At 70.3% G+C, this 23,509-nt stretch carries 24 protein-coding genes and 3 pseudogenes; 10 read left to right on the top strand and 17 right to left on the bottom strand.

Translation table 11 applies throughout. From position 1 onward, the window contains the following. Nucleotides 1-50: 50 nt before the first annotated feature. Both ACFIF2_RS26700 and ACFIF2_RS26695 read right to left on the bottom strand, forming a co-directional pair. On the bottom strand, nt 51-440 hold the full coding sequence (locus ACFIF2_RS26700) for an SDR family oxidoreductase (RefSeq protein ID WP_395575784.1): 390 nt from the start codon (nt 438-440) through the stop codon (nt 51-53). Between the two features lie 39 nt (nt 441-479). Further along, entirely contained in the window at nt 480-1,634 is a 1,155-nt protein-coding gene (locus ACFIF2_RS26695; protein ID WP_395575783.1) for a GNAT family N-acetyltransferase, read from the bottom strand. A 437-nt stretch (nt 1,635-2,071) separates the two neighbouring features. On the opposite strand from ACFIF2_RS26695, the gene ACFIF2_RS26690 reads away from it, so the two are divergent. From ACFIF2_RS26690 to ACFIF2_RS26680, 3 genes are all read left to right on the top strand, one after another. Beyond that, a complete protein-coding gene (locus ACFIF2_RS26690) occupies nt 2,072-2,695 on the top strand; it encodes a hypothetical protein (RefSeq protein ID WP_395575782.1) in 624 nt (207 codons plus the stop codon). Between the two features lie 899 nt (nt 2,696-3,594). After that, entirely contained in the window at nt 3,595-4,536 is a 942-nt protein-coding gene (locus ACFIF2_RS26685) for an ADP-ribosylglycohydrolase family protein (protein WP_395575781.1), read from the top strand. A 186-nt stretch (nt 4,537-4,722) separates the two neighbouring features. After that, on the top strand, nt 4,723-4,875 hold the full coding sequence (locus tag ACFIF2_RS26680) for a hypothetical protein (RefSeq protein WP_395575780.1): 153 nt from the start codon (nt 4,723-4,725) through the stop codon (nt 4,873-4,875). A 230-nt stretch (nt 4,876-5,105) separates the two neighbouring features. On the opposite strand, the gene ACFIF2_RS26675 is transcribed toward ACFIF2_RS26680, so the two are convergent. From ACFIF2_RS26675 to ACFIF2_RS26650, 6 genes and pseudogenes are all read right to left on the bottom strand, one after another. Beyond that, nucleotides 5,106-5,315 (bottom strand): DUF6207 family protein, encoded by a 210-nt coding sequence (locus ACFIF2_RS26675; protein WP_395575779.1) that lies wholly within the window; start codon nt 5,313-5,315, stop codon nt 5,106-5,108. A gap of 52 nt (nt 5,316-5,367) precedes the next feature. Further along, complete coding sequence (locus ACFIF2_RS26670) at nt 5,368-5,598, bottom strand: hypothetical protein (protein ID WP_395575778.1); 231 nt, start codon at nt 5,596-5,598, stop codon at nt 5,368-5,370. An 888-nt stretch (nt 5,599-6,486) separates the two neighbouring features. Next, nucleotides 6,487-7,314 (bottom strand): hypothetical protein, encoded by an 828-nt coding sequence (locus ACFIF2_RS26665; protein ID WP_395575777.1) that lies wholly within the window; start codon nt 7,312-7,314, stop codon nt 6,487-6,489. 2 nt (nt 7,315-7,316) lie between these two features. Beyond that, on the bottom strand, nt 7,317-7,733 hold the full coding sequence (locus ACFIF2_RS26660; RefSeq protein WP_395575776.1) for a hypothetical protein: 417 nt from the start codon (nt 7,731-7,733) through the stop codon (nt 7,317-7,319). 199 nt (nt 7,734-7,932) lie between these two features. Beyond that, nucleotides 7,933-8,589: pseudogene (locus ACFIF2_RS26655) on the bottom strand (class I SAM-dependent methyltransferase). Between the two features lie 522 nt (nt 8,590-9,111). Beyond that, a pseudogene (locus ACFIF2_RS26650) lies at nt 9,112-9,337 on the bottom strand (transposase); the annotation flags it as partial. Nucleotides 9,338-9,441: 104 nt separating this feature from the next. Between ACFIF2_RS26650 and ACFIF2_RS26645 the strand changes: the two are divergent. Continuing rightward, nucleotides 9,442-9,891, top strand: coding sequence for a hypothetical protein (locus ACFIF2_RS26645; RefSeq protein ID WP_395575775.1), 450 nt, complete (start codon nt 9,442-9,444; stop codon nt 9,889-9,891). Between the two features lie 596 nt (nt 9,892-10,487). Here ACFIF2_RS26645 and ACFIF2_RS26640 read toward each other — a convergent pair. Continuing rightward, on the bottom strand, nt 10,488-11,027 hold the full coding sequence (locus ACFIF2_RS26640) for a GNAT family N-acetyltransferase (RefSeq protein WP_395575774.1): 540 nt from the start codon (nt 11,025-11,027) through the stop codon (nt 10,488-10,490). Between the two features lie 329 nt (nt 11,028-11,356). Between ACFIF2_RS26640 and ACFIF2_RS26635 the strand changes: the two are divergent. Next, a pseudogene (locus tag ACFIF2_RS26635) lies at nt 11,357-11,861 on the top strand (glutamate dehydrogenase); the annotation flags it as partial. 112 nt (nt 11,862-11,973) lie between these two features. Here ACFIF2_RS26635 and ACFIF2_RS26630 read toward each other — a convergent pair. Continuing rightward, entirely contained in the window at nt 11,974-12,141 is a 168-nt protein-coding gene (locus ACFIF2_RS26630) for a hypothetical protein (RefSeq protein WP_395575773.1), read from the bottom strand. Between the two features lie 152 nt (nt 12,142-12,293). Beyond that, on the bottom strand, nt 12,294-13,451 hold the full coding sequence (locus tag ACFIF2_RS26625) for a serine hydrolase domain-containing protein (RefSeq protein WP_395575772.1): 1,158 nt from the start codon (nt 13,449-13,451) through the stop codon (nt 12,294-12,296). Nucleotides 13,452-13,622: 171 nt separating this feature from the next. Between ACFIF2_RS26625 and ACFIF2_RS26620 the strand changes: the two genes are divergently transcribed. Continuing rightward, nucleotides 13,623-14,363, top strand: coding sequence for a hypothetical protein (locus tag ACFIF2_RS26620; protein ID WP_395575771.1), 741 nt, complete (start codon nt 13,623-13,625; stop codon nt 14,361-14,363). Between the two features lie 152 nt (nt 14,364-14,515). Here the strand turns inward: ACFIF2_RS26620 and ACFIF2_RS26615 are convergent, their stop codons facing one another. Continuing rightward, a complete protein-coding gene (locus tag ACFIF2_RS26615; RefSeq protein WP_395575770.1) occupies nt 14,516-14,902 on the bottom strand; it encodes a toxin Doc in 387 nt (128 codons plus the stop codon). A gap of 3 nt (nt 14,903-14,905) precedes the next feature. Continuing rightward, nucleotides 14,906-15,145 carry an antitoxin MazE7 gene (locus ACFIF2_RS26610; protein WP_395575769.1) on the bottom strand — a complete coding sequence of 80 codons (240 nt, stop codon included), beginning with the start codon at nt 15,143-15,145 and terminating at the stop codon, nt 14,906-14,908. A gap of 262 nt (nt 15,146-15,407) precedes the next feature. On the opposite strand from ACFIF2_RS26610, the gene ACFIF2_RS26605 reads away from it, so the two are divergent. After that, nucleotides 15,408-16,166: a MerR family transcriptional regulator gene (locus ACFIF2_RS26605; protein ID WP_395575768.1), complete on the top strand. Its 759-nt coding sequence runs from the start codon at nt 15,408-15,410 to the stop codon at nt 16,164-16,166. 222 nt (nt 16,167-16,388) lie between these two features. Here ACFIF2_RS26605 and ACFIF2_RS26600 read toward each other — a convergent pair whose 3' ends face one another. Together ACFIF2_RS26600 and ACFIF2_RS26595 are read right to left on the bottom strand one after the other, a co-directional pair. Next, a complete protein-coding gene (locus ACFIF2_RS26600) occupies nt 16,389-18,002 on the bottom strand; it encodes an MFS transporter (protein WP_395575767.1) in 1,614 nt (537 codons plus the stop codon). Between the two features lie 134 nt (nt 18,003-18,136). After that, entirely contained in the window at nt 18,137-19,144 is a 1,008-nt protein-coding gene (locus ACFIF2_RS26595) for an NAD(P)/FAD-dependent oxidoreductase (protein ID WP_395575766.1), read from the bottom strand. Between the two features lie 90 nt (nt 19,145-19,234). Here ACFIF2_RS26595 and ACFIF2_RS26590 point away from each other — a divergent pair, with 90 nt between their 5' ends. Next, nucleotides 19,235-19,849 carry a helix-turn-helix domain-containing protein gene (locus ACFIF2_RS26590; RefSeq protein WP_395575765.1) on the top strand — a complete coding sequence of 205 codons (615 nt, stop codon included), beginning with the start codon at nt 19,235-19,237 and terminating at the stop codon, nt 19,847-19,849. A 174-nt stretch (nt 19,850-20,023) separates the two neighbouring features. Further along, nucleotides 20,024-20,917, top strand: a complete 894-nt coding sequence (locus tag ACFIF2_RS26585; RefSeq protein WP_395575764.1) for a class I SAM-dependent methyltransferase — start codon at nt 20,024-20,026, stop codon at nt 20,915-20,917. 105 nt (nt 20,918-21,022) lie between these two features. On the opposite strand, the gene ACFIF2_RS26580 is transcribed toward ACFIF2_RS26585, so the two are convergent. Then, a complete protein-coding gene (locus ACFIF2_RS26580; RefSeq protein WP_395575763.1) occupies nt 21,023-21,358 on the bottom strand; it encodes a hypothetical protein in 336 nt (111 codons plus the stop codon). Between the two features lie 117 nt (nt 21,359-21,475). Further along, nucleotides 21,476-22,069 carry a hypothetical protein gene (locus tag ACFIF2_RS26575; protein ID WP_395575762.1) on the bottom strand — a complete coding sequence of 198 codons (594 nt, stop codon included), beginning with the start codon at nt 22,067-22,069 and terminating at the stop codon, nt 21,476-21,478. A 204-nt stretch (nt 22,070-22,273) separates the two neighbouring features. Between ACFIF2_RS26575 and ACFIF2_RS26570 the strand changes: the two genes are divergently transcribed. Beyond that, nucleotides 22,274-23,362, top strand: a complete 1,089-nt coding sequence (locus tag ACFIF2_RS26570; RefSeq protein ID WP_395575761.1) for an integrase — start codon at nt 22,274-22,276, stop codon at nt 23,360-23,362. The last annotated feature ends 147 nt before the right edge of the window (nt 23,363-23,509 follow it).

Raw genomic sequence — 23,509 nt, 5'->3', positions numbered from 1 at the left:
GCCTTGGCGCGTCATGCCTTGGCGCGTCATGCCGTGGTGCTGCCTGCGGCTCAGCGCGAGGCGACTATGCCCCCGTCGACGGGGATGACCGCGCCGGTGATGTACGTGCTGTCGGGCCCGGCCAGGAAGGCCGTGATGCCGGCCATGTCGCCGGGACGGCCGATCCTGCGGAGCGGGATCTGCGCGGCCGCCGCATCGCCCGCGTGGCGCAGCAGGGTGGCGGTCATCTTGGACTCGAACAGTCCGGGGGCCACCGCGTTGACGAGAACGTCGGGTGCCAGCTCCGCGGCGAGCTGCTGGGTGAGCAGGTGCACTGCGGCCTTGCTGGCGCTGTAGGAGAAGTTGTTGAAGCCCGGTGCGGGTGCTCGCAGGCCGTCCACGCTGCCGATGTTGATGACCCGGGCCGGGTCGTCGGCGGTGGAGACGGAGCGCAACAGCAAGGGAGTATCAGCGCGTCCACGGTCCTTGAGGGTGACCGGCTACACCTGTTGTGGCTGACGTGTGGAGAGCTCGTCCGGCACGCTGCTGGAATCGAGGGCAGGGGTGCTGACGGCGCAGAGAGTCTGGCTCCAGTGTGGCCGGTACTGGTTCTTGTAGGCGTGCTGGCCTGGGACGGTACGGCCCAGGTCGAGGTGTTCGTATCCGGCACAGGTCAGGTCCTGTGCGAGGTGGCGCAGCAGTGCGTGGCCTGGTGCGAGGTCCCGGTAGTCCGGGTGCATGGCTGGTACGACGGAGTAGGCCCGGCGGTTTCGTGTCAGGCAGAGTTGGGCTGCGACGACTTCGCCATCCAGGGCGAGGGTGGCGATGAACGCTGTGCTGGGGCCGCACCGTTTGAGCACGGCCTGCCAGTGGGCTGTGCCGGGTGTATGGCGCGCGCCGGCCGGCGGGGTGTAGCCGGCCCAGCGGTGAGCGTGCAGCCGGGCCAGGACAGCGTAGGCGCTGAGTAACTCGCCGCTGTCGCGGCTGCGCTGGTAGGTCACCTTCCGGCTGATGGCGAGTTCGTCCCAGGTCCGCTGGCGTCGCTTGTGATCACGTCTGGTCGAGCGCGACATCGCCTCATAGGCGAGCGGTAACGCGATCTCGGCGCAGTCGGTGACGCTCGTGCGCCACAGCCCGGATGCGGCCAGGCCACTGGAAGCGAAGTGCCGGGCGAGGTGGTCGGCCGCGGGCAGGCCCGCGATTTCCACCCGGTGGCCCTGGTACGCCAGGTCGTGGAGGTACCGGGCGAAGGACGCCGACACCCGCGGGTCCTCGGCTGCCGGGCCCACGGCCCGGGCGTACTCTCCCATCGGCGTGGACAACGCATACGTCCACACCTCCGAGCCCTCATGGTCGTGAACCAGCGGCAGAGCGGCGAGGACCTGCCCGGCAGCATCCTCGCAGAGGACCAGGACGGGGCGGGCAGCGAACGGGAGTTGCTGCGCCCATCCGGTGAGCCACGACGGAGACTGGTAGGGCGTTGCTTCCGGGTCCTGCCGGTACAGCTCCGCCCACGATGAGGCCAAGAAGGCGCTGGCAGCAGCCCCCTCGAGAGCACGCGCGCATAAATTCATGATCGGCTTCTTCCTCGCTGGGCGACCGGATGGCGCCTGAACCCCCATGGTCACGTCGCCCCGCACGGCAAAACGCCGCATCAAACCTGAATTCACACGAACGAGACTCCGATAGACACGCCGACCGGACGCGACGGATAGGTGTCGTCGGCCCGCCTGGCCGTGTCTGCGTCAGAGCGCTCCATCCGTGGGTGCGGTCGTCACCGGACGGCCTCGCCGTCGGACGCGCCTGGGGCCGCTGCGGCAGTCCCGTGGGGGAACGAACCACTGCCGCAGCGGCCTTCCGGCTGGTGACTGCCCCTGTGTGAGGGCACGCACTCCGGATGTCACTCTAGTGGGGGACGTGAAGGCCGATGGCAGCGCTGCCGACGTACGCCGGTCGACTGCGCCTCGCCGTCGGGCAGTCCCGTCGCCCCCGACAGAACCGGATCGGACACGGCTGGCCTCGCCCTGGAGGACGTCGCCGCCCTGGTCCAGGAGCTCGTTGCCGGACAGGCCGCGACGGTGGGGAGCCTGCTGTGACCGCACAACTCGCCCTCGGTACCTACCGATGCCGGGCGATCCCGGAGGCGGTCGTCCGTGCGGCCGCCTCCGGCGCGGGGTGGGTCGACACCGCCCCCAACTACGCCATCGGCCGCGCACAGATCCTGCTGGCCCCGGCCCTTGCCGCCCACCCGTCGCTGAACGTCTCCACCAAGACGGGGTACTTCACCGCGGCCACCGGCACTGACGCCGTGAACGACGGTGTCCTCGACCAAGACCAGGCCGCCGCCGGGCACAGCCTCGCCCCCGACTACGTGCGCTGGCAGACCGGCTGCAACCGCGAGCAGCTCAGGCGCGACCGTCTGGACCTGGTCTTGCTGCACGCAATGCTGGCGGCTCCTGCGGAAGCTTCGCTGCAGCGCCACCCGGATCACCGTCCCTGTCCGAGCCGTCGTCGCTCTTTAACTCACCGCGTGATCAAGATGGCAATGGCTCAGGGTCTGGCATCGGGCTGGCTTGACGGTCAGAGTTCCCAGTCCGCCGAGGCGAAGGTGACCTCGCTGATCGCGGCGTCCCCGGCCCGGGTGGCGTTCACGTCTATCTGGAGCCCAGGAGGGATGGGGCTGCCGCTGGGAGTGAAGTGCAGCCCCAAGTCGTGATTCTCGATGTGTTGGAGCATGGCCGTGTCGAGGCGGGAGGGTGTCGCCCCGATCAGCTGGATTTCGGCGTAGGTAATCTGCGGTCCGGTCCGGCCGTTGACCGTCACAGCTCCCAGCACCGGCAGGCCCCAGCGGGCCGACAGCCCTCTGCGGAGACCAGTCCCAGTGCGAGCGCTCCTGGTCAGTCTTCACCGGCCAGGAGCCGCTGTTTTTCTCCCGTTCCCGGACGTCGCACCAGTGCATGACCGGCCCGGCTTCGTAGGGTGCTTCGGCAAGCTCCGCAGTGACGAACAGGGCAGAGGTGATCACCTTGTCCTTCGACTCTGGGTATCCCTCGGCGGAGAGCCTATATTCCAGTGCCCATGGAGACCCCCCACGCCGCGATCTCCGGATCACCACCCCAGTTCCCCCGCACTGCGACGCTCTCCTGGCGGGCAAGATCCTCGATCTCTGCGCGCGCCTGGGACGGCACCCTGGCGATCAGCTCGACCTCATGGAGCTGGACCAGCGGGCCCTTCCATGGCATCGATCTCGACGCCGACCAGAAGCATCCCCGGGCCATAAATACCGGTCACCCCGATGCCCTCATAGCGCACCCAGTGGGCCCCGTCTGCCGCGACCTGCGAGTTACCTGCCCTCGGCCCGCCCAGAGCCGCGTCCGCCTCGTCCAAGGCCATCCCGAATCGCAACGGCCCCAGCCCTATCAAAGGATCAAGCACCCACCGCTCTCGATCCTCCAACCTTCTGCCCCACCATCTCATCCAGTCCCCATGGTTCCGTCTTCCGGCGATCTTGTTAGGAGCCTATGGGCACCCTGTGACAGCCCCGCTCTGTGATGGCTCGGGGAGCTGAGGGAGGGAGCCGCGCGGCCGTCTGCGCGGCACAGATAGCCTGCGCGAATGAAGCGGATGCAGCGGGCAGCTGGCGCGGTCGTCGGCTCGGCGGTGGGTGACGCCCTGGGTGGCCCCTTCGAGTTCGGCCCCCCGGGAGCCTTCTCGGCCCGGTTTCCCGCGCCTGGTGTCGGTGGTGAGATGTGCGGGGGCGGTGGCTGGGATCCCGGTGAGGCGACGGACGACACGCAGATGGCCGTCCTGGTCGGGGAGTCGCTGCTGGAGCAGGGCGGGCTGGATCTGCCGGACATCTTCGCCCGCTTCCAGCGGTGGGCAGTATCGGACCCGAAGGACATCGGTTTGCAGACCGAAGACGTCCTGACCAACGGCATGCCCTGGGACCTCGCTGCTGCGATACATTTCCAGGTCAACCAACGAGCAGCGGGAAACGGCTCCTTGATGCGGGCGTCGACCTCCGCGGTCTACTTCGCGGCCGCCGGCCAGGAAACCACCATGGAGGCGGCCCGCCGCATCGCTGCCCTGACCCACGGTGACCGCGCGGCCTGGGAAGGCACCGCGATCTTCCACGAACTCATCCGTGTCACGTTCGAGGACACCGACCCCCTCGCCGCCCTCCCGGACGTCCTCGCTCTTGTCCATCCCGACCACCGCAGCCGCTACATCACCGTCCTCGCGCCCGACTGGCACCCCGACCGGGCAACCGAGTTCAATGGTGCCGTGTGGCCCTGCCTGGGCTCCGCCGTCTGGGCCCTGCGCACCACCACCAGCTTCGAAGACGCGATACGCGCGGCCATCGACCTCGGCGGCGACACGGACACCGTCGCCGCGGTGACCGGAGGCCTCGCGGGGGCGTACTACGGACTGGACGCCGTCCCCGCCCACTGGACCCAACCACTCCATGTCCCCCTCCCGGGCTTCGACGGACGGGTGCTGGACCTGGCAGACCTGCTCCACCTCGCTCACCGCCTCCTGGAGGGACGCCGCCGGTGAGACACGCGGTAGCCCACATAAAAGGGTCGGATGGGCGACGTCCGGCCTTGTAGATCGAGACCGCCAGTGGGCACGGGTAGCTACCACAAGATCCGAAGAGTGCGGGGCTGGGTGGGAATTCTGTCCAGATTCCAGTCGGTGTTTCCTGCGAGGGCAAGGCAGCACAGACGCAGGAGGACCTCGCGAATGAACAACCAGATGGACCAGCGGACGGTACTGCTCATGCTCGTTGGTTGCAGCGTCGTGTACGTCGCCTTCGAGCACCCGTCGTTCGGCACCGCACTCATGGTCGGTGCCGGAGTCGTGACACTGCTGCATCTCCTGATGAAGGAGCGTTGACGTGCCCTGCTCGAACTGCGAGGGCACGCGATCAAGTTCGTGGTCTCGGGCAGGAAGCTCTGCCAGGGGCCAGCAGCGGGTCGAGGAATCCTGTCGCGGCGGCTCTCCGCGTCACGACGGCGGTGCAGCGAAGGTGGGAACGTCGGTGGGGAGACGTCGGGACGGACGAGGTGCCACCGCTCGGGTGATGCCTCCGGCTGGCGGCGCCACGGACGACATCGACCCCACTGCTACGCGTCGGCGGCCTCGTGAAGGTCCAGTAAGAACCGGAGCCGTACGCCGGACTCACCGGGCTCCTGGGCCGTCCGGTCTGCCGGGGCGATCGCGCACCGCGCGGCGAGCAGGTCCTGGACAGCGAACACCGTCGCGTCGTCGGCTGCCGCGACCTCCACCACGGCCAGGCCCGGCTGCGCCACGTGAGCGTCCATGATCTTCCTCATGCCGGACACCACGCGCAGGCGGTCCGTCGAGCCTTGCGCCGCCTGGCCGCCTTCACTCGGCGGGGGTATGGAGGGCCTGCTGCTGGACGCGGGTGCTGACGAAGCGCACGGCCGGCCCCCACCGCTGCATCGCCGGAGCCAGGCACCACTGGCACAGGGGGAGACCGCCAGTGCCGTACTTGTGCGTATTGCGCTGGCATCCGGCGCAGGGACCGACCTTGTCGCCGGGACAGGCCAGCGCGGACGGTTCGGGCTCGGAGACCGGAGGCGGGGACGTAGTCATCAGGGTTCCCCTCCCAGGCAGCGGCGGCCGCTACCCGCCACAGGGTACCGACGCGACCAGCACAACCGTTCGAGCCGCGCCCTTGGTGCCGCCTGCTGCGCTGAGGCCCCATGGCCGCACGTGACTGCCCAGGACCTGACACAGGAGACAGGGCAACGCCACAGCCGGGGAACAGCTTCGTCATGTAGCGGTGCCGCGGCCCACCTCGGCGGATCGGCCACGGCACCACTGCGCAGGGCACTCACCTGCAGGGACTGAATGCCCCGAATCGGCGCAGGATCACGAAGCTGAACGGATGACGCGACACCGGCCGCAGACGCGACCACCTTCACCGCGACCGAATACTCCTTGAGCTGACGGAGACGAACACGGCCAGGCACGCGTGCACAGCGCCCCGGCTGTGAGAGATCACTTCAGCAATCGACCGGGGCGCCACCCGGTGCGGGGGAGAGGGGAGGCGGCGTAGCGGGGCCGGGGCCCTGGCTGGTAGATAACTGTGGGTGCCTGCGGGGGCGGGTTCGCTGGACGAAGGGCGGGGGCTCTTGCGGCAAGGGGACAGGCGGCAGATTCAGACGGCGGTCCTGGGCAGCGCGGACTCGGATGATCCGCTGATGCTGCCGCTGGAGGCGATCGAGCTGGACGCCTTCCGTCGGCGGCACCAGGGCGACACCTTCTGGTGCGGCCTCCCGTTGGGCGGCTGCGGCTTCCAGCTGACGTCCAAGCTCTACACCGACAGGGTCTGCCACTTCGCCCACCACCCAGGACCGGACGGACAGTCTCACCTGTGCGGTCGCCGTGCCCGTGGAGTCAACAGCGCCGATCACCTGTACGTGAAATCCGCGGCCGCCGCCTGGCTGCGCGGCCGGGACCTGCAAGCCGACTTCGAGTTCACCCAGCCGCAGGGGGCAATGATCGGTTCGGCGGTGGACATTCGCTTCCAGCACCGCGCCATCGGGCCAGTTGCTGCACGTCGGACCCGCTCAGGGCGGGCTCGCCACGGCCGTGCAGCGCCTCGAAGGCGACCCGGGTCAGGCGCTCGCAGTCGTCGGCGAGATGGACGGGGATGCTCCCGGACGCGTCGGTGGACAGGGCCGGGCGCGGATCGAGGGGCGGTACGAGCGGGAACGCCGCGATGGCCCGGTCCTGCTGTCCGCCGGCGGCGCGGCCGAACACCGAGGCGTGGTCGAGGCCCCCGCGTGCGACGTACAACTGCACCGCGACGGCCTCACTGGAGACGGCCTCGCCCAACGCCTGGGCCACGCGGGCCGCTCCCCAGGCCAGGTCCGCCGAGCAGTGCACCAGATAGGCGCGGGCGGACCGGTGCGTGAACGCCAGGGCGTACGGCGTCACCGGTGCGCCGTCCCGCCCGCGGTGGCTGGCGACGAGGTCCTGGACGGCGGCCGCCGCCTGTACCGCGCGGGACAAGGGGGTGTCGTGGTGCAGGGCGGCGATCTCGGTGTCGACGGCGGGCAGCCGCCCGGCCGCGCGGCGCAGGGCGTTCCGGGCGGTGGTCAGGTGGGCGGCAGGCGCCTCGTTCGCCCGCCGGGGCCGCTCACCGGTGCTCTCCAGCGTGGTCTGCAGATGCCTGACCAGCTCGCCGAGCAGCCCGACCACGACGGCCTGCTCCCGGGCGTCGTCCGGCATGAGGGTGCCGGAGACCACCTCGCGCAGGTTGCGGTCGGCGGCCTCGCTCAGCTCTCCCAGCGTGGTGGGCATGGCTATCGCTCCCGAGTGGCGAGGAGCGCGTCGGCGGCGACCGCCGCCTTGCCGGCGGCCTCCCGCACCACCGCCCGGCCCTCCTCTCCCATCCCGGGACCGGCAGCCACCTGTTCCAAGGCCGCCTGGACGTGGCGCAGCAGCTCCACGTACGGGGCGAGCCCGTCCGCACCGGGCGACGGACGCGGTACGACGTCGACGGGGCGACCGGAGCCGGGCAGCGGCAGCAGACTCCGGCCCGCCGCACTCGCCTGCGCGGCGACCAGGGCCTGCAGCTCGTCGCCGCCTTCCTCGAAAGCGACGGCGTCCGCGACCTGTTCGGCCACGGCGAAGGCCTCCCACGCGGCCGCCATGGCCTCGGACCGGTCCGTCGCGTCCAGGGCCGCGTCCAAGGGCTTCAGCACATGTGGCAGTGACACCCCGTCATCTCCCTCATCCCCCTGCCTCATTTGGTCAGGCAGCGATCGTCTCACTCGGTGAAGGCGACGCCGTACGCCCTGTGAACAACCACCCACTTTCGTGAACGCGCACGAGGAGCGGTGACGAACCGCCAGCCCTCTCAAGAGCCCTTCGGAAGGCGTACGACGACTGGCCGGCGATCTGTGGCCTTGGAATCAGTCAGTCCCGGTGCCACACCAGCGTGTAGCGCCAGAACAGCCTGCGGCGCAGTCGTGCACCCGGCAGTGTGCGCCGGGCCTCGTGGACGATCTCGGCGAAGCTCATGGTCGCTGGTCGGACCGGTGCCGTCATCGAGGCCGGCGGGCATGCCGTGCGGCCCTTGTTCTTGATCCAGCCCGTGGCGGCGTTCAGCGGAACGGCGGCGGCACCGAGCAGATGGTCGCTGACGGTTTGCGCACGCTAGACACCGACGACCACCAGAGTTCCTCCGGGTGCCAGGTGCCGGCGGAAGTGGGCGAGGGCGTCGGTGAACGGCAGGTGGTGAAGGGCGGCGACGCAGGTGATGACGTCGTAGGAAGCGGAGGGGATGCCGGTGAGCGCGTCCGCGGCGGTGAAGGTCACTGGGGTATCCGCAGGGGTCAGTTCCCGGGCCCGGGTGACGGTTGCCGGATCGGGGTCGATCGCGTCCACCGCCGCGGCGCGCGTGGCCAGGAGCCTGGCCAGGTCGCCGGTGCCGGAGCCGACGTCCAGGGCCGTGCGGAAGCTCCTGGGGAGCTGCCGCAAGATCCACCGGTGGTAGTGGGCGTTGTGGTCCCAGGGGTGGGCGGCGTTGAACCGGTCGAGTGCGTGCAGGAAGCGACGCGGCAGGGTCGTCATGCCGTGAGTCCATCAGGTCCGCGTCCGGAAGCCGATGCCGTCGGGACGGGGCCCGTCCCGACGGACGCCCGGACCGCAGACGGCCGCACCGTCTCCCCAGGGCAGCCCCTCCGGGCATGCCGACGGTCCGGGCCGCGATGACAGACGTCCGGAGCCCGTTTTCCCTGGGCCCGCGTTGATCAGGGGCAGAGGAGCGGCCCGTCCTGGTGAGGTCGCTTGCGGTTCGGGTGAGCCGATGCCGTTGCGGGACGGCGATCGTGGCCCACACGTGGTCGCCTGGGCCAACGGATCGACGTCGCTCGGGTCTTCATCAGCCATGACCGATATGCCGAAATCTGTAGAAGTTGCTGAGGGCATGCCCCTGTGACCATAGAATCCCAGGTCAAAGAGTCTGCTCCCCGCACCTGCGGGGATGGCCCCGGCATCGTGGCTTTCTTCTCCGGCCTGGGATCCTGCTCCCCGCATCCGCGGGGATGGCCCCGTCGACCAGCAGCCGAGGCCACACGACCCGTGCCCTATTTGCAGGCGGGCGAATGTGCGCTCCACGACCCAGGGCTGATTGGCGAGCCCGGAGCCGTACTCGGTGTCGCGGCGGGCGATCGGCGGCTTCACGCCGAGATTCCAGACGGCGGTACTTGTCGTGGTCGTAGCCACGGTCGCCCAGCACCGCGTCCGGGCGGTTCCGGGGCCGGCCACGTTTGCCCCGCACTGGCGGCACGGGCTCAAGGAGCGGGATCAGCTGGGTCCGTGGTCGAAGATGTCCAGGACCAGACCGTGACTGTGCCGAATACCGGGGTGGGCGACTGAGCGAGCGGATACGGTTCCCCCGTGATGAAAATTGCCCAGACCACCATGAAACGTACGGGAGCCCTCGTCGCGGCAGCCACCGTGGCCGCGCTTGTCATCCCCTCCCAGGCCCACGCCGCTGCCGTCGCCTGCGGCGGCGGGGTCTCGACGCAGAACATCAGCGCCCGGGGTTGTATTTCCGCCGAACGCTGGAAGGACGGGAAGATCTGGTGGCGCGACATCACCGCCCACGCTCTCCTCACCAACTCCCGTTCCCACGCCTCATGGGTCGAATACGAGGCGTACCTCCACGTGCAGGGGGACGGCGACGACTGGACGAAAATGGGCAGCGGCCGAACCATCGTGGAGCGGCGTTCCACGATCGGCCCGATCGCCATCGCCACCAACACCCGCCTCTGTGGGCCCGTCAAAATCACGATCCGTGTCCACGTGAGGCCGGCGGGGGGCGCCTGGTCGAACTGGTCCAGCGCGGCGACCTCGCAGTGCCAGACCTGACGCTGCCTGACCTCGCACACCGCAGCGCCCCCGCCTCCGCTGTGTCTCCTTGGTGTCGCTTCGGTACTCGGTCTCAGGCGTGCGGCAGTCGCCCATCAGCGAGCGAAGGGGGGCATCTCAGAGCCTTCCGCTTCTCCGCGGCCAAGGGCTTCGCGGAGGATGGCGTGGTCCTGGCCGTCGACTTTGCCGCCGTGGTGGTAGGCGTTGAAGGCTGCCAGGTCGGGCGGCAGAGTGTCTTTCTCCATCTGCCGGGAGAACCCCAGGACGCCTTCCGCGTTCTGTTCGCTGGCGAAGGCCCGTCGGATCGCAGACGGCCGCGCCGTCCCCCAGGGCAGTGCCCCACGCAAAGCTCCGGGCTACGACGGCAGGACGTCCGATGCCAGTGTTTCGGTGCTCGCGGTACGTCTTCGGGGGCACACGGATTGACGCGAGTCCACACCACCCGTGCCCTATTTGCCGGAATCCGTGCAAGTCGCTGAAACACGCCCTCGAGACCCATAGACTCCCAGGTCAAACAGTCTGCTCCCCGCACGTGCGGGGTTGCCGTCTCATGGTGACGAGGAGCTCAACCTGCTCTGCCGAGCCCCGCGCCTCGGTCAGCGCGCGGTACGGATCATCACGGTGAGGACCGGCGAGGCCGGTGACGGCTGGCTATGTCCGATGTCCTCGTACCCCCACGACCGGTAGAGCGCGTGGACCTTTCCGTCCCCGGCGGCCGGGTTGACCATGAGCGTGACGAAGGGCTCGTCGCGGGTGGCGAGGAGGGCGTCGTGGATGCGCCGGGCGGTGCCGGTCTTGCGCCAGGCCGGCCGGACGCCGATCTCCTTCAGGGCCACGGCCGGGCGCTCGGTGTACGTGTCGGCCGGAGCGGGGCTGGTGCGCTGCCAGTAGCGGTCGCCGTGTTCGATGGTGTTGCCGTAGGCGTAGCCGACCGGGTGTTCGTCCGCGTAGGCGAGGACGGCCGTGAAGCCCGGCTCGGTGCCGTGTCGGTCCAGGCGCTCGCCGAACGCGGTGACCGCGTAGTTCGGCAGGTGGAGGAGCGGGGCGCGCACATCGGCGTAGACGTCGAGGAGGTCGCCGCGGGCGGTGTCGAGGGTGGTGAACGTACGCAGTTCGATGGCGGGCGCCGTGCTCATGCGGCTCTACCTTCTGGGCCCCCGTCTTCCTGGGCCCGCGTTGATCAGTGGCAGAGAAGCGGTTCGTCCTAGTGAGGGTGCTTGCAGTTCGACAGATTGTCGTCACTCTGATCCCCGCCACCTATGCCCGATATGCCGAAATCTGCAGAAGTTGCTGAGAACACGCCTTTGCCACCATAGAATCCCAGGTCAAACAGTCTGCTCCCCGCACCCGCGGGGATGGTCCCGCCGCCTGATCGGCTGCCAGAAGCCGTGTCAGCTGCTCCCTGCACCCGCGGGGATGGTCCCTGGACACCGCCGGACAGCTCGCCGACCCCGCCCTGCTCAAGCAGATCAAGCAGATCAAGGAGGTCGAGCGCGGCCGGGTCGACGCGTACGCCGAGCGCCGGGGCTCCTCGGCCCGCTTCGTGCCGGGCGGCCGCGTCTGGGAGGTCCCGGCCGACCTCGCCCTCCCGTCGGCCACGCAGAACGCTCGACGAGAACGACGCCGCCACCCTCGTCCGCAACGGAGTCAAGGCCGTCTCCGAGGGCGCCAACATGCCGGCAACCCCCGAGGCCGTCCACCTCCTCCAGCAGGCCGGCGTCGCCTTCGGCCCCGGCGAGGCCGTCAATGTGGGCGGCGTCGCGGTCAGCGCCCTGGAGATGGCGCAGAGCCACGCCCGTACGTCCTGGACGGCGGGGCGCGTCGAGGACGAGCTGACGGCCATCATGAACGACATCCACACCACCTGCCACGAAACCGCCGCCCGCTACGACACCCCCGGCGACTACGTCACCGGCGCGAACATCGCGGGCTTCGAAGCGCAGCTGCGGTCCCGGCCGTACCGCTCGTGATACCGGCAAGCACCGGTCCACGTAGGGAACTCGGCGGGCCGGACCAGGCCCCGCCGGAGCGCCGCGGTGCGGATGCGACCGGTCCAGGGCCTGCCGTCGAGCACGCGGGCCGTCACGAGCGCACCGTCCGGCGGTACAGCCGCGCCCGGATCCGGTAGCGGAGGGAGGCGCGCTCCTCGCGCTCCTCGATGGCGTCGGCGAGCAGTTCCTCGAACTGGGTCATCCGCTCGCCGGCGAACCACTCGGACTGGTAGTCGTCACCGTGGCAGACCGGGCACACGTGATCGTGCCCGGCACACTCGAGCCACGACGCGCAGCCGGCCTCACCGCAGTCCGGCCGGGTGGGGTCCTCGCCGGTGTCGGAGCAGTACGGGCAGCGTGTGAGGCGGTAGTCGACGGGGGCGCCCGCGTGGAGGTCGGAGTGGAGCTGGGCTAGCGGTTGAAGGCGGGCAGGGCGAAGCGTGCGACGAGTGGGAAGCCGTCCTCCCGGGCGCTCTTGGCGTTCACCGAGTACACGACCGTCCGGGACAGGTCACGGGTCGCCGCCAGCACTGTGTGGTAGCCGGGCCGCGACCCCGTCTTGCCCCAGATCTCCGTCCCGTTGTGGACGAAGCGCTGCCAGGCCATGCCGTACGTCGCGCCCTCGATGTCCGGCACGGTGAACATCTGGTCCAGCAGCGGCCGCGGCACCACTCGGCCCCCGAACAGGGCGACCAGGAAACGCTCCAGGTCGGCGGTGGTGGAGATCATGTTCCCGGCCGCCCAGCGGTCGGACATGTTCCACTCCGTGACGTCGGTGGTGACACCGGCGACGTCCGCGTACGCCCGGTTGTGCGGGCCGTGGACGCGCGGGTCGGGTCCGGCCGGAAAGCCCGTGTGCCGCATGCCCAGCGGACGGAAGATCCGCACGTCGGCCTGGTGCTCGTAGCTGTCGCCGGTCACCTTCTCGATCAGCAGGCCGAGCACCGTGTAGTCGATGTTCTGGTACACCTGCCGCTCGCCCGGTGCGAAGGCCGGCCCCTTCGCGACGGCCGTGGCGACCACCCGCTCCGGTGTGAGGGTCCGGAACCGGTTCTCGTACATCTCCTCCGTGGTCGAGCCGAGGTGCGCACCCGGTCGCAGACCGCTCGTGTACGTCAGCAGGTGCCGCACCGTGGGCGGCTCGGTGAAGGAGGACGGCAGCAGACCGGGCAGATAGCGGGTGACCGGCGCGTCCAGGTCCACCCGGCCCTCCGCGACGAGTCGGAGCACGAGCGCGGCGGTGACCGTCTTCGTCGTCGACCCGGCCCGGAACCGCGCGTTCTCCCGCGCCGGCGCGCCCGTCCTCAGGTCGCGCACACCGGCGCTCCCCGTCCAGCGGCCCTTCCCGCCCACCCGGACCAGCGCCGCCGAGACGTCCCCGTCCGGGATGCCGACGAGCGCCCGCTCCAGCGCGGCGGTGTCGGGCCCGTCGGCGGCGGCTGCCGTGACGGACGGGAGCGGGGACTGCGGCCGGGCGGGGGCCGCCCCGGCGAGCGGGCCGAGGACCAGGGCCCCCAGCACCGCGGACACGAGCACGGTACGGGCGCGGGCGCGAGTACGAACGTTCATGGGCCGAAGCTCCTACGTTGCAGAGGGAGTTGCGTTGCCGGGACGCACTCCATCCTGGTGATCACGCACGCCCGCGAGATCCTCCACACAGAGGAGACCACCCCCGCATATCCGGCCCCGCCCCCTCGGGGGTCACCCTTAGGGCCCCAGCCCGAGCACAGGAGCCTCCTCATGAACCCTGGATCCGTCCTGCCCGTCCTGCCCGCCATGCCCGGCGCCGCTCCCGTTCCCGGCCTGGAATCCGCGTGGCGGTGGTCGCCGAACCCGATGTTCACCTTCACCGCAGCCCTTTCCACCGACGGCCGGCACAACCTGCAGGTCAACGTACGAGGCCCTTACGACGAGGCGCTCGTCACGGCACTGCTCGCCCACGCGCGCGCCCACGACGACACCTTCGTGGGGAAGGGGCGGCCCCTGGTGGCCATCGGCGGCTTCCACCACGACGGGACGGAGTTCGACACCGTGGGCGTGGCCGCCTCCGAGGTGCACGGCTACCACGCCACCGAGAACCCCGAGCTGTCCGCCGTCACCTACGCCGTCTTCCCCGCCCACGCCAGTGAGATCTCCGGCACGGAGAACGAGGAAGAAGCCTGGGGCAGGTTCCGCAAGATGCTTCAGCCGAACAAGCTCGGCCGTACCGAGGTGCCGTTCGTCAAGATGCGCTACGACAACACCCGTACCCAGAGCATGAGCAAGGGCGACGCCCGCGGCTTCGCACTCCTGGGCACGCTGGTGCGGGAACTGGAACTGCTCGACGGCGCTCCCGGCAGCTTCGTCGAGTGGGAGAACCGGCACGGCGCCGTCTGGCGGGCGCACAGCACCGACGCCGGACTCGAGCTGACGCATGGCGCGAAGCAGGAACCGGTGGACCCCGGCCAACTGCGGGCCACGGCCCGCACCAGTGTTCGATAACCCACTGATCTGCACGCCTTGTTCGCCGAAATCCGCAAAGTGACCGACATCGCGGCATCCGCAGGGATGGCGCTCAACAATGGTGCTCAACAAGGCGTCCCGTCTGTTGACCCCACCGCTCTTCCTGACCGTCTACGGGACGGACAGCGAGGTCAGACCGCTGGCAGGCGCAGCGAGCGCAGTCGTTCGGCGACGGTGAACGAGTCGAGACGCAGGGCGCTGATGTCGGCGATCAGGTCCCGCCAGGCCTCGAACTTGGTGTTCACCCGCTCCCCGTGCATCCCGAGGTACGCCACGGCCACGCCGAAGCCGTACAGCTCGTTGCGGGCGGGCAGCGGCCGGAGCACGACGCACTCCTCCAGCATCACCGCGGCACGCCAGAAGGCGTCCGGGTGGTGCTGGTCGTGGCGGGGCGGGTCGACCTTGTGCCGGGCGGCCAGGCCGACGAACACGGAGTAGTCGTTGACCGCGAGGTCGTCCAGCAGCTCAGCCTGGCGTTCCAGGAACCACCGGTAGTCGACGTAGTACTCGGCAGGCACAGGTCAGGCCGCCCGCGTGGCGGTCCGGGCCGGTGCGGGGCCACCGTATTCGGCGTCGAACGCGGCGACGGTTTCCGGGTCGCCGGTGACCTGCCGGAAGATCTCCGCGCCCTCGGCCAGCGCACGCTCGCGCCGCTTCTCCTCGGCGACCTGCGCAAGGTAGGTGTCCAGGGGAAGTCCCGCCGCGTCGGCCAGGGCCCGCAGCGCGTCCGCGGTGGTGTCGTCGATCTCGATGCCAGCCATGCCTCGAGTATGCCGCGCGAGACCACGCCCAGGCCAGCCACCTGGAAATACTGCGCTGACCTGCGGGTTTCCGAGCACTTCCATCGGCTCGACGTACCCTCACGATCTGGATGACGGCCCGCGACTTTCCCCGACGGCCCACCCAGCACGCCAGCGACTTTCAAAGGCGACGGTGGCTTGCGGTTGCCGCTGCGGCAGCTTCTACCGTCCTTGACAGGGCCGGAGAAACCGGCCCGGCGACGCGATCGTGAGGGAGACAGCGATGGACTGGCCTATCGCGGAGGTCGCTCGGATGTCGGGCGTGACCGCCCGGACCTTGCGGCACTACGACGAGGTCGGCCTGCTGCCGCCCGCCCGGATCGGGGCCAACGGCCACCGCTACTACGGGGAGCACCAGCTGCTGCGGCTGCAGCAGATTCTCGTACTGCGGGCGCTGGGCGTGGGGCTTCCCGAGGTCGGCCGGATCCTCGCCGAGCAGGTCGACGAGGTGGACGCCCTGCGCGGCCACCACCGGCGGCTGCTCGCCGAGCGGGACCGGCTCGACGCCCTGGCCGGCACCGTCTCCCGCACGATCGCCGAACTGGAACGCTCCAGAAAGGACGGCAACCCCGTGACCATCAACCGACCGGAGAACCTGTTCGGGGGCATCCAGCCCTCCCAGTACCAGGAGAGCCTGCACGACTTCCCCGAGCACGCCGAGGAAGTCGCCCGCACGGTCGCCGCGATGACCCCGCAGGACATCGAGGCCGGACAGCGCGAGCGCACGACGCAGATGATCCTGCTGGCCGACCTGATGGCCGCCGGCCACCCGGTCGACGCCGCGCCCGTGCAGGCCCAGATCGACGCCCAGTACCAGGCCATGACCGAACTGCGGCCCGTCTCCGCCGAGGAGTACCGCGCCGTCGGACGCTCCTGCGTGGACAACAGCGCCTGGCGCGCCGCGTACGAGGCGATCGCACCGGGCCTGGCCGCGTACCAGCGCGACGCCATCGAGGTGTACGCCACAACCCGGCTCAGCTGACTGCTTTCCGGGCTGCCCCGCGAGACCGGCCCGGAGAGTAGTGGGTTCGTCGCACCAACAGGCTCACCTCGCCCGGCCTATCAGTTGCCGAGCGAGGTGCTGCCCGTCATCGTCACCATCGGACCCAGGCCGAATGAGTGCCTCCCCACGAGCGAAGTGATCGCTGCTGGCACTCGGGAAAGGGGATGGAACTTACGCCGGGTCACAGCCATCCGTCAGAGGTCAGCGAGCGGCGACGTTGTCCGTGACCCCGGTCTCGGGGGCTGCCTCGGCGTCGGGTTGGCGGGGTGCGGTGTTCTTCGGGCCGCGCAGGGCGACGTAGGCGAGCAGGGCGGCCATGACGGCGGCGCCGACCCACATGGACTGCTGCCAGCCGTCGACGAAGGACTGCTGCGCGGCGTGGATCAGATCCTGGGCGTGGCGTCCTGTGCTGGGCGCGACCTCGATGGCGTTGGCGATGCCCTCGCGTGCGGTGTCCGCGGCCCCGTCGGGGACGCCGTCGAGCTTGCCGTCGATGGCGCTGCGGTAGCCGCTGGCCAGCAGCGCGCCGAGCATCGCGATACCGAGAGCGGTGCCGAACTCGCGGGTGACGTCGTTGAGCGCGGAGGCGACGCCCTGCTTGGCGCGGGGCAGGGAGCCGGTGATGGCCTCGGTGGAGGGCGTCATCGACAGGCCCATGCCGATACCCATGACGATCATGCCGGCCAGGAGGGACAGGTAGCCGCCGTCCACGGATACGAACATCGCCATCAGCGCCAGGCCGAGCGCGGACAGGGCGACGCCGACCGTCATGGTGGAGCGGGCGCCGACCCTGGCGGCCACCTTGGGGGCCAGGCCCGAGCCCGTCATCATCATGACGGCCATCGGCATCAGCGCCACGGTCGACAGCAGCCCCGACATGCCGAGCACAGCCTGGAAGAACGGGAAGAGGACCACGGCGATACCGGCCTGGACACCGAAGACGACCAGCAGGGTGATCGAGCCGCCGGCCAGGCCGCGCTCACGGAACAGGCGTACGTCCAACAGCGAGGCATCGCGGCGGCGCAGCTCCCAGGCCACGAAGGCGACGGCGGCGGCGACGCCGACGGCCAGGCTGACCAGCGTGATGGGGGCGGTCCAGCCGCGCTCGGGGCCTTCCTGCAGGACGAAGATGAGACCAGTCACGGCGGTGATGGAGAGCACCGCGCCAATCGTGTCGAAGGAATGGGCGGAGCGTTCGCGGGAGTTGGGCACCGACTTCAGTGTCATCGCCAGTGCCACGGCCCCCAGGACCACGGGCAGTACGAACAGCCAGCGCCAGTCGGCGACGTCGACCAGCAGGGCGGAGAGGAACATGCCCACGATGCCGCCGCCTCCGGCGACACCGGTCCACACACCGATCGCCTTGCCGCGTTCCTCCTCGGGGAAGGTGGAGGTGATGACGGCCAGGGTGATCGGCATGATCATCGCGGCGCTGACGCCGGCGGCCACGCGGGCCGCGATCATCACCCCGGTCGTCGGGGCGAGTCCCGCGAGGACGCCGGCGGCGCCGAAGATGACCAACCCCGCGATCAACATGGGCTTGCGGCCCAGGCGATCACCGATGGCGCCGAGCGGCAGCAGCAGCGCGGCCAGGGCGAGGGTGTAGCTGTTGATCATCCACAGGACGGCGCTCTGCGAGGCTCCGAACTCGACGGCCAGGTGGGTCTGGGCGACGCTCAGCCCCGACACCGAGGCGATGACAGCCATCAAAGCGATCGAGACGGTGATCAGGATCGCGCGCAGCTGACGCGCATCCGGTACACCCACTGCGCCGACCGGCGATTCCGGCGTCTGTGGAGGCTGATGGGTACTCATGGTGTCCTTCCAAAAAGGGCATGCGGAATCAGCGCCGGGACAAGACCGGTCGCCAGTTGGGTGTGGTGGGGACTTGCTCACCGCGCGGACCGCTGGATGGCGGCCGCGCGGTTGTTCGGCAGCGGACGTACGGGTCAGCCGGTGGCCTTCTGTGCGGCGGCGAGGGCGGCGTCGGTGTCCGCCGCGGCCAGCATCGCGTTGATGTGCGAGCCGGCCAGCGCCCCGGCCGCGGCGGCGGCGCCTACCTGGGCGGCCAGGTCGGTGGCGTTGCCCGCCACCCACACACCCGGGATCTCGGTGGTGCCGGCCATGGCGGAGGCGAAGCGGCGGCCCATGTTGTCGGGCAGGTCCTCCATGGGCAGCTTCAGCCCGTCCAGGCCCTCGGTGCGGGCCTCCATCCTTGTGGCGACGGCCAGGACCCGCCGCTCGACGAGGGTGCCGTCGGCCAGGCGGACGCCCACAAGGGTGCCGTCGGTGTCGTTGACGACTTCCCTCACGTCGGTCTCGACGACGCGGATGCCCCGGGCGGCGAAGCGGGCGCGGGTCTCGGAGTCCAGGTCTGTGCCGCGGGTGAAGTAGATCAGATCGCCCGTCAGCTGGCGGAACAGCCAGGCGTGGTGAACGGAGAGCGGACCGGTGGCGAGGATGCCGATGGGTTCGTCGCGCACCTCCCATCCGTGGCAGTAGGGGCAGTGCACCACGCTGTGGCCCCAGTGCTCGGCCAGGCCGGGCACCTCGGGCAGCACGTCGCGCAGGCCGCTGGCCACAAGGACCCGGCGCGCCGTCAGGGTGCGGCCGTCGGCCAGGGTGACGGTGAACCGCAGGTCACCGTCGGCCGAGGGGGCGGCGGGTTCGGCCGTGGTCACCTCCCCGAAGACGATCCGGCCGCCGTACTGGCGTACCTGCTCGCGTCCGCGCTGGAGGATCTGGGGCGGCGGGGTGCCGTCCAGGACGATGAAGCCGTGCATGGCTGCGGCGGGGGCGTTGCGCGGGGTGCCGCTGTCGATCACGACGACCGAGCGGCGTGAGCGGGCCAGCATCAGCGCGCCGTTCAGGCCCGCGGCACCGCCGCCGATCACCACCACGTCCACGGTGTCGGTGGGCAGTGCGTCGCTCTCGTGGTGGGAAGTCTGCGCAGACATGTCGCGCCCTTTCGTCGTACCTGGCCCCGTGCCGGACCACCTGTGTTCGACGGTAAGCCCACATTGCACCAAGGGCATACCATGTTGCCCATGACGCAAGAAGATGGGCAGCTGGACAGCCTCGTACGCAAACGGATCCGCGCCCTGCGCGTCGCGCAGGGCTGGTCCCTGGAGCAACTGGCCACCCGGGCCAACCTCAGCCAGTCCTCACTGAGCCGCATCGAGAACGGTCAGCGCCGACTCGCCCTGGACCAGCTCGTCACCCTCGCCCGCGCCCTGGACACCACCTTGGACCAGCTCGTGGAGAACGCCGCGGACGACGTCGTCATCAGCCCGACGATCGACGGCGCCCACGGGCTGATGCGCTGGCCCGTGAAGGGCGACCCCGGCATGACCGTGATGCGCCAGCGGATGACCGACCCGCCGCCCGACAACCCGGCCCGCATGCGTGCCCACCCCGGCCGCGAATGGCTCGTCGTACTGTCCGGCACCGCGATCCTGATGCTGGGCCACCGCCGCTTCCGCATCGAGACCAACCAGGCCGCCGAGTTCCCCACGATGATGCCGCACGCCATCGGGGCCGAGGGCGGCCCCTGCGAGATCTTGGGCATCTTCGACCGCGACGCCCGCCGCGGTCACCAGAAAGACGCCGACACCGACGACTCCGAAGCCGACTGCACAGGTGCCCAGGGTCCCTGTACCTAGCGGGCCGTGGTCGGGTACCTGGCGGGCCGTGGTCGGGTACCTGGCGGGCCGTGGTCGGGCCGGCGGCCCCGGCAAAGCGCGCGATCTTGCGTGCGGGGCAGCGCACCGAACCACCTCTTTGCCTTATGCGCAACGAGGCATGCGACAGGCGCATGACCTGCTTACGGTGGAGTCATGACCCACACTCATCAGCACACCCCCCACCACGGCAACGGCGGTCACCACGCCGGCCATGGCCATGGCGGACACCATGCGCACAGCGACGGCGGTCAGGCGGAGATCCTCGACCTGGATGCCGAGGTGCTCGCCGAGCACATGGCGTCGATCACCGCCTGGCTGCCGCTGAAGGACCAGCCGCGCCACATCGTGGACCTGGGCTGCGGCACCGGCGCGGGCACTTTCGCGCTCCTCGAACGCTTCCCCGATGCGCACATCACTGCCGTCGACACCTCCGCCGAGCACCTGAAGCTCCTGCGCGAGAAGGCATGCGCCCGTGGCATCCAGGAGCGCGTACGGACCGTGCAGGCCGACCTCGACCACGACGACTGGCCCGACCTCGGCCAGCCGGACCTGGTGTGGGCCTCGGCCTCGATGCACCACATGGCGAACCCCGAGCGCGCCCTGCGCAACGTCCGCGACCTGCTCGCCCCCGGCGGTCTGTTCGCCGTCGTCGAGCTCGCGGGCGTCCCCCGCTTCCTGCCCGCCCATGCCCCGGAGAACCGGCCCGGCCTCGAAGAGCGCGCCCATGCCGCGACCAACAGCTTCCACGCCGAGCGCGTTCCGCACCGCGGCGCCGACTGGGGGCCGATGCTGACCGCCGCCGGTTTCACCGTCGAGGACGATCGCACCCTCACTGTCAGCGTCGCAGGGGCGCGCAGCGAAGCGGTCGGCCGCTACGCCTACGGCATCTTGCAGCGCATCCGCAGCGTCGCCGCCCCCGCTCTCAGCCCCGAGGACCTCGCCGCACTGGACGAGCTACTGGACACCAGCAGCCCGAACAGCCTGCTGCTCCGCGAGGACCTCGCCGTACGCACCGAGCGCACCGTGTGGGCCGCCCGCCGCGCCTGATGGCAAGAACGCCCAGCATGACGCCGGAGCCGCGCTGACAACTCCCGACGGTGGTGGCGGCAGCGCGACACTTCGCTCGGGAGCCGTATCGGCTGCACTAGCTGGTCAGAAATGGTCAAGGGGCTCGGCGGCGTATGTCCCGTCCTCCAGCTGTACGTCGGTCAGTTCGAAGAGGCGCTGGCGGCCCCCCACCCAACGAGCGATCTTCGTTCCGCTGGGACGGGTGGTCTCGTACCCTACGGGCGCGCCATCGGCGCCCTCGGTGCGCAGCAGGGTGAAGTGGCGGACGCGGGGCGGCTCGGGCGGAGTGGCCCGCCTCCGCCGGTAGAGCCAGATACCGGTGATGGCAGTGACCAGGAGCATGAGAGTCAGCCCCTGGCCCAGGGCTGTGCCGAGAAGGTCCAGGCCCTGGTCGAGGGCGAGGGAGACGAGGACGGGCATGGTGGCGTCACTCCTGTGAGGCGGCGGTCAGGTCCGCCGGATGACGGACGGCGCCGACTTTCCCGGAGCGGGGTGTTAGCCGCGCAACCCCCTTTTGACCTGCCCGGTCTGTGCCGCTCACGCTCGCTCCCGGGTGTCGGGCCCGGCGTCGATTCCCTCCTCGAGCAACGCCCTCGGCACGTCGTCGGCGGCGCCCCAGCCGGGCGGCACGGCGAAGGCGGACGGCGCCTCTTCGCTCCACGGAGCGGGCGGCTCCGGTGATGTGGGGGCACCTGTGCTGCCGGTCGCCAGGGCGGCGATGGCGGAACGGAAGACGGGGACGTTCTCGCTCGCCATCTCGTAGGCGATGTTCTTGTGCCAGCTGGGGTTGTCCGGGTCCCACACCGGCGTGATGGGCGCGCTGATGCCCTCGGGCCACCAGCCCTCGCGCACACCGCGCGGGATGGCACGGGACAGGGCGACGGTCGGGCCGTTGAGCTTCCCGAGGGCGGCGCGCAGCCGGTCCGCTTCTATGTAGCCGTCGCCGTCGACGATGACCATCTCGGCGAACCGGCGGGCGCCGGCGGTCAGCGAGCGCAGATAGCGCGTGGCGCGCCCGACAGTCCAGTTGGTGTCGACGGTCGCGACGGTCAGCTCCGCGCGGTGCGCTGCGGCAAGCGCGACGAGCTTCTGGGCGAACTCCTCGTCCGCGCCCTCGATCGTGATCCTCACGGTGCCCCTCTGTCAGATTCTTACCTTGTTCTCCGGGTTCTCCATGGAGAGTACGGCCACCACCCCGATCTCCGCATGGAGAACCCGGAGCATCTGAACGGAAATCTGCACCCATCCAAGGGGGTGATACGAGGGCACGACAATGGTCCACACGTCGGATAACCTCTCCTTATCCGACGTCAGGCGTAATCGGGGGAGAGCCCCTTGACCACCACCACCGAGCACCCGTCAGAAGAGGCCGACTCACCCCCCGTACCGGTGAGGCGTGACCCCATCGTCGTCCAGTGGGCGCAGCGCCACGGCGTGGAGGTCGCCCAACGCCTCGCGGACGCGGAGGACTTCGCGGACGAGGTGCGGCGGCGACTGCGGCCGGCCAACACGACCGACACGTACGCGAAGGCGTGGAAGGTCTGGACGCGCTTCTGCGCAGCGCAGGGATTCCCCGAACTGGAGGCCACGCGCGGCGCCTTGGTGGCGTTCGTCGTCTGGCTGCTGGACCGAGGCCGGGCGGACGGGAAGGGCTACGCCCCGTCGTCGGCGAGCACGATCCTCGCCGGGACCGTCGTGGAGCTGCGCCGCCGTGGGGCTCAGGTGAACCGGGACGATCAGGCGCAGGCGCGGGCGACGCTGGAGGCGGCCGCCGTGGAGCTGCTGAAGGCGGGGGAGCGGCGCGGCCGGGGCCAGGCCGCCGCGGCCGAGGTCCCCGACCTGTACCGGGTGGCGAGGGTCTGCCCGGACACCCTCGCCGGAACCCGGGACAAGGCGCTCGTCCTGACCGGCTTCCACTACGCCTCGCGTGCGCAGGACCCCGCCGGCCTCCTCGCCGGGGACGTCGTCCTCACCCCGCGCGGCCTGGTCGTGTCGGTGCTCACCGGCAAGACCAAGCACAGCGTCCGCGACGCGAAGATCAACTATCAACAGGACCCCGAGGTCTGCCCGGTGGAGGCGTGGAAGGCGTACCGGACGCGTCTCGCCACCGACGCCGAGCCGCGCTGGTCGCAGCCCGACGCGCCCGCGTTCGTCGGCGTCGACCGCCACGGCAACGTCACCGGCGGCATGGTCCCCGACTCCGTCACCCGGGCCGTGAAGCGGATCAGCGTCCGCGCCGGCATCCCGCTCGCCTGGACCGGCCACTCCCTCCGCATCGGCCTGGCCACGACCGCCCGTAGGAAGGGCAAGGACGCCGTGGCCATCGCCGACCAGGGCGGGTGGGCCCGGCACTCCCGTTCCATGAACGGCTACTTCCAGCGGGTCGACGGCTGGGAGGACAACGCCACCGCCGGGCTCACCTGACCACCGGGCGGCGAACGGGAGAAGGACCGCTGACAAGACCGACAGCCCTCACCCAGTCGCTCCGCCGCGCTCCCCTTGGTGCTCCAGAAGGCGTACCCGTCACGCTCGTCGGCCTTGTCCTTGTTCGCCGGATCGGGAGATGTCAGC

It is taken from the genome of Streptomyces sp. BK79, from assembly GCF_044142145.1.
Classification (GTDB): domain Bacteria; phylum Actinomycetota; class Actinomycetes; order Streptomycetales; family Streptomycetaceae; genus Streptomyces.
This window is presented reverse-complemented; position numbering and strand designations above follow the sequence as displayed.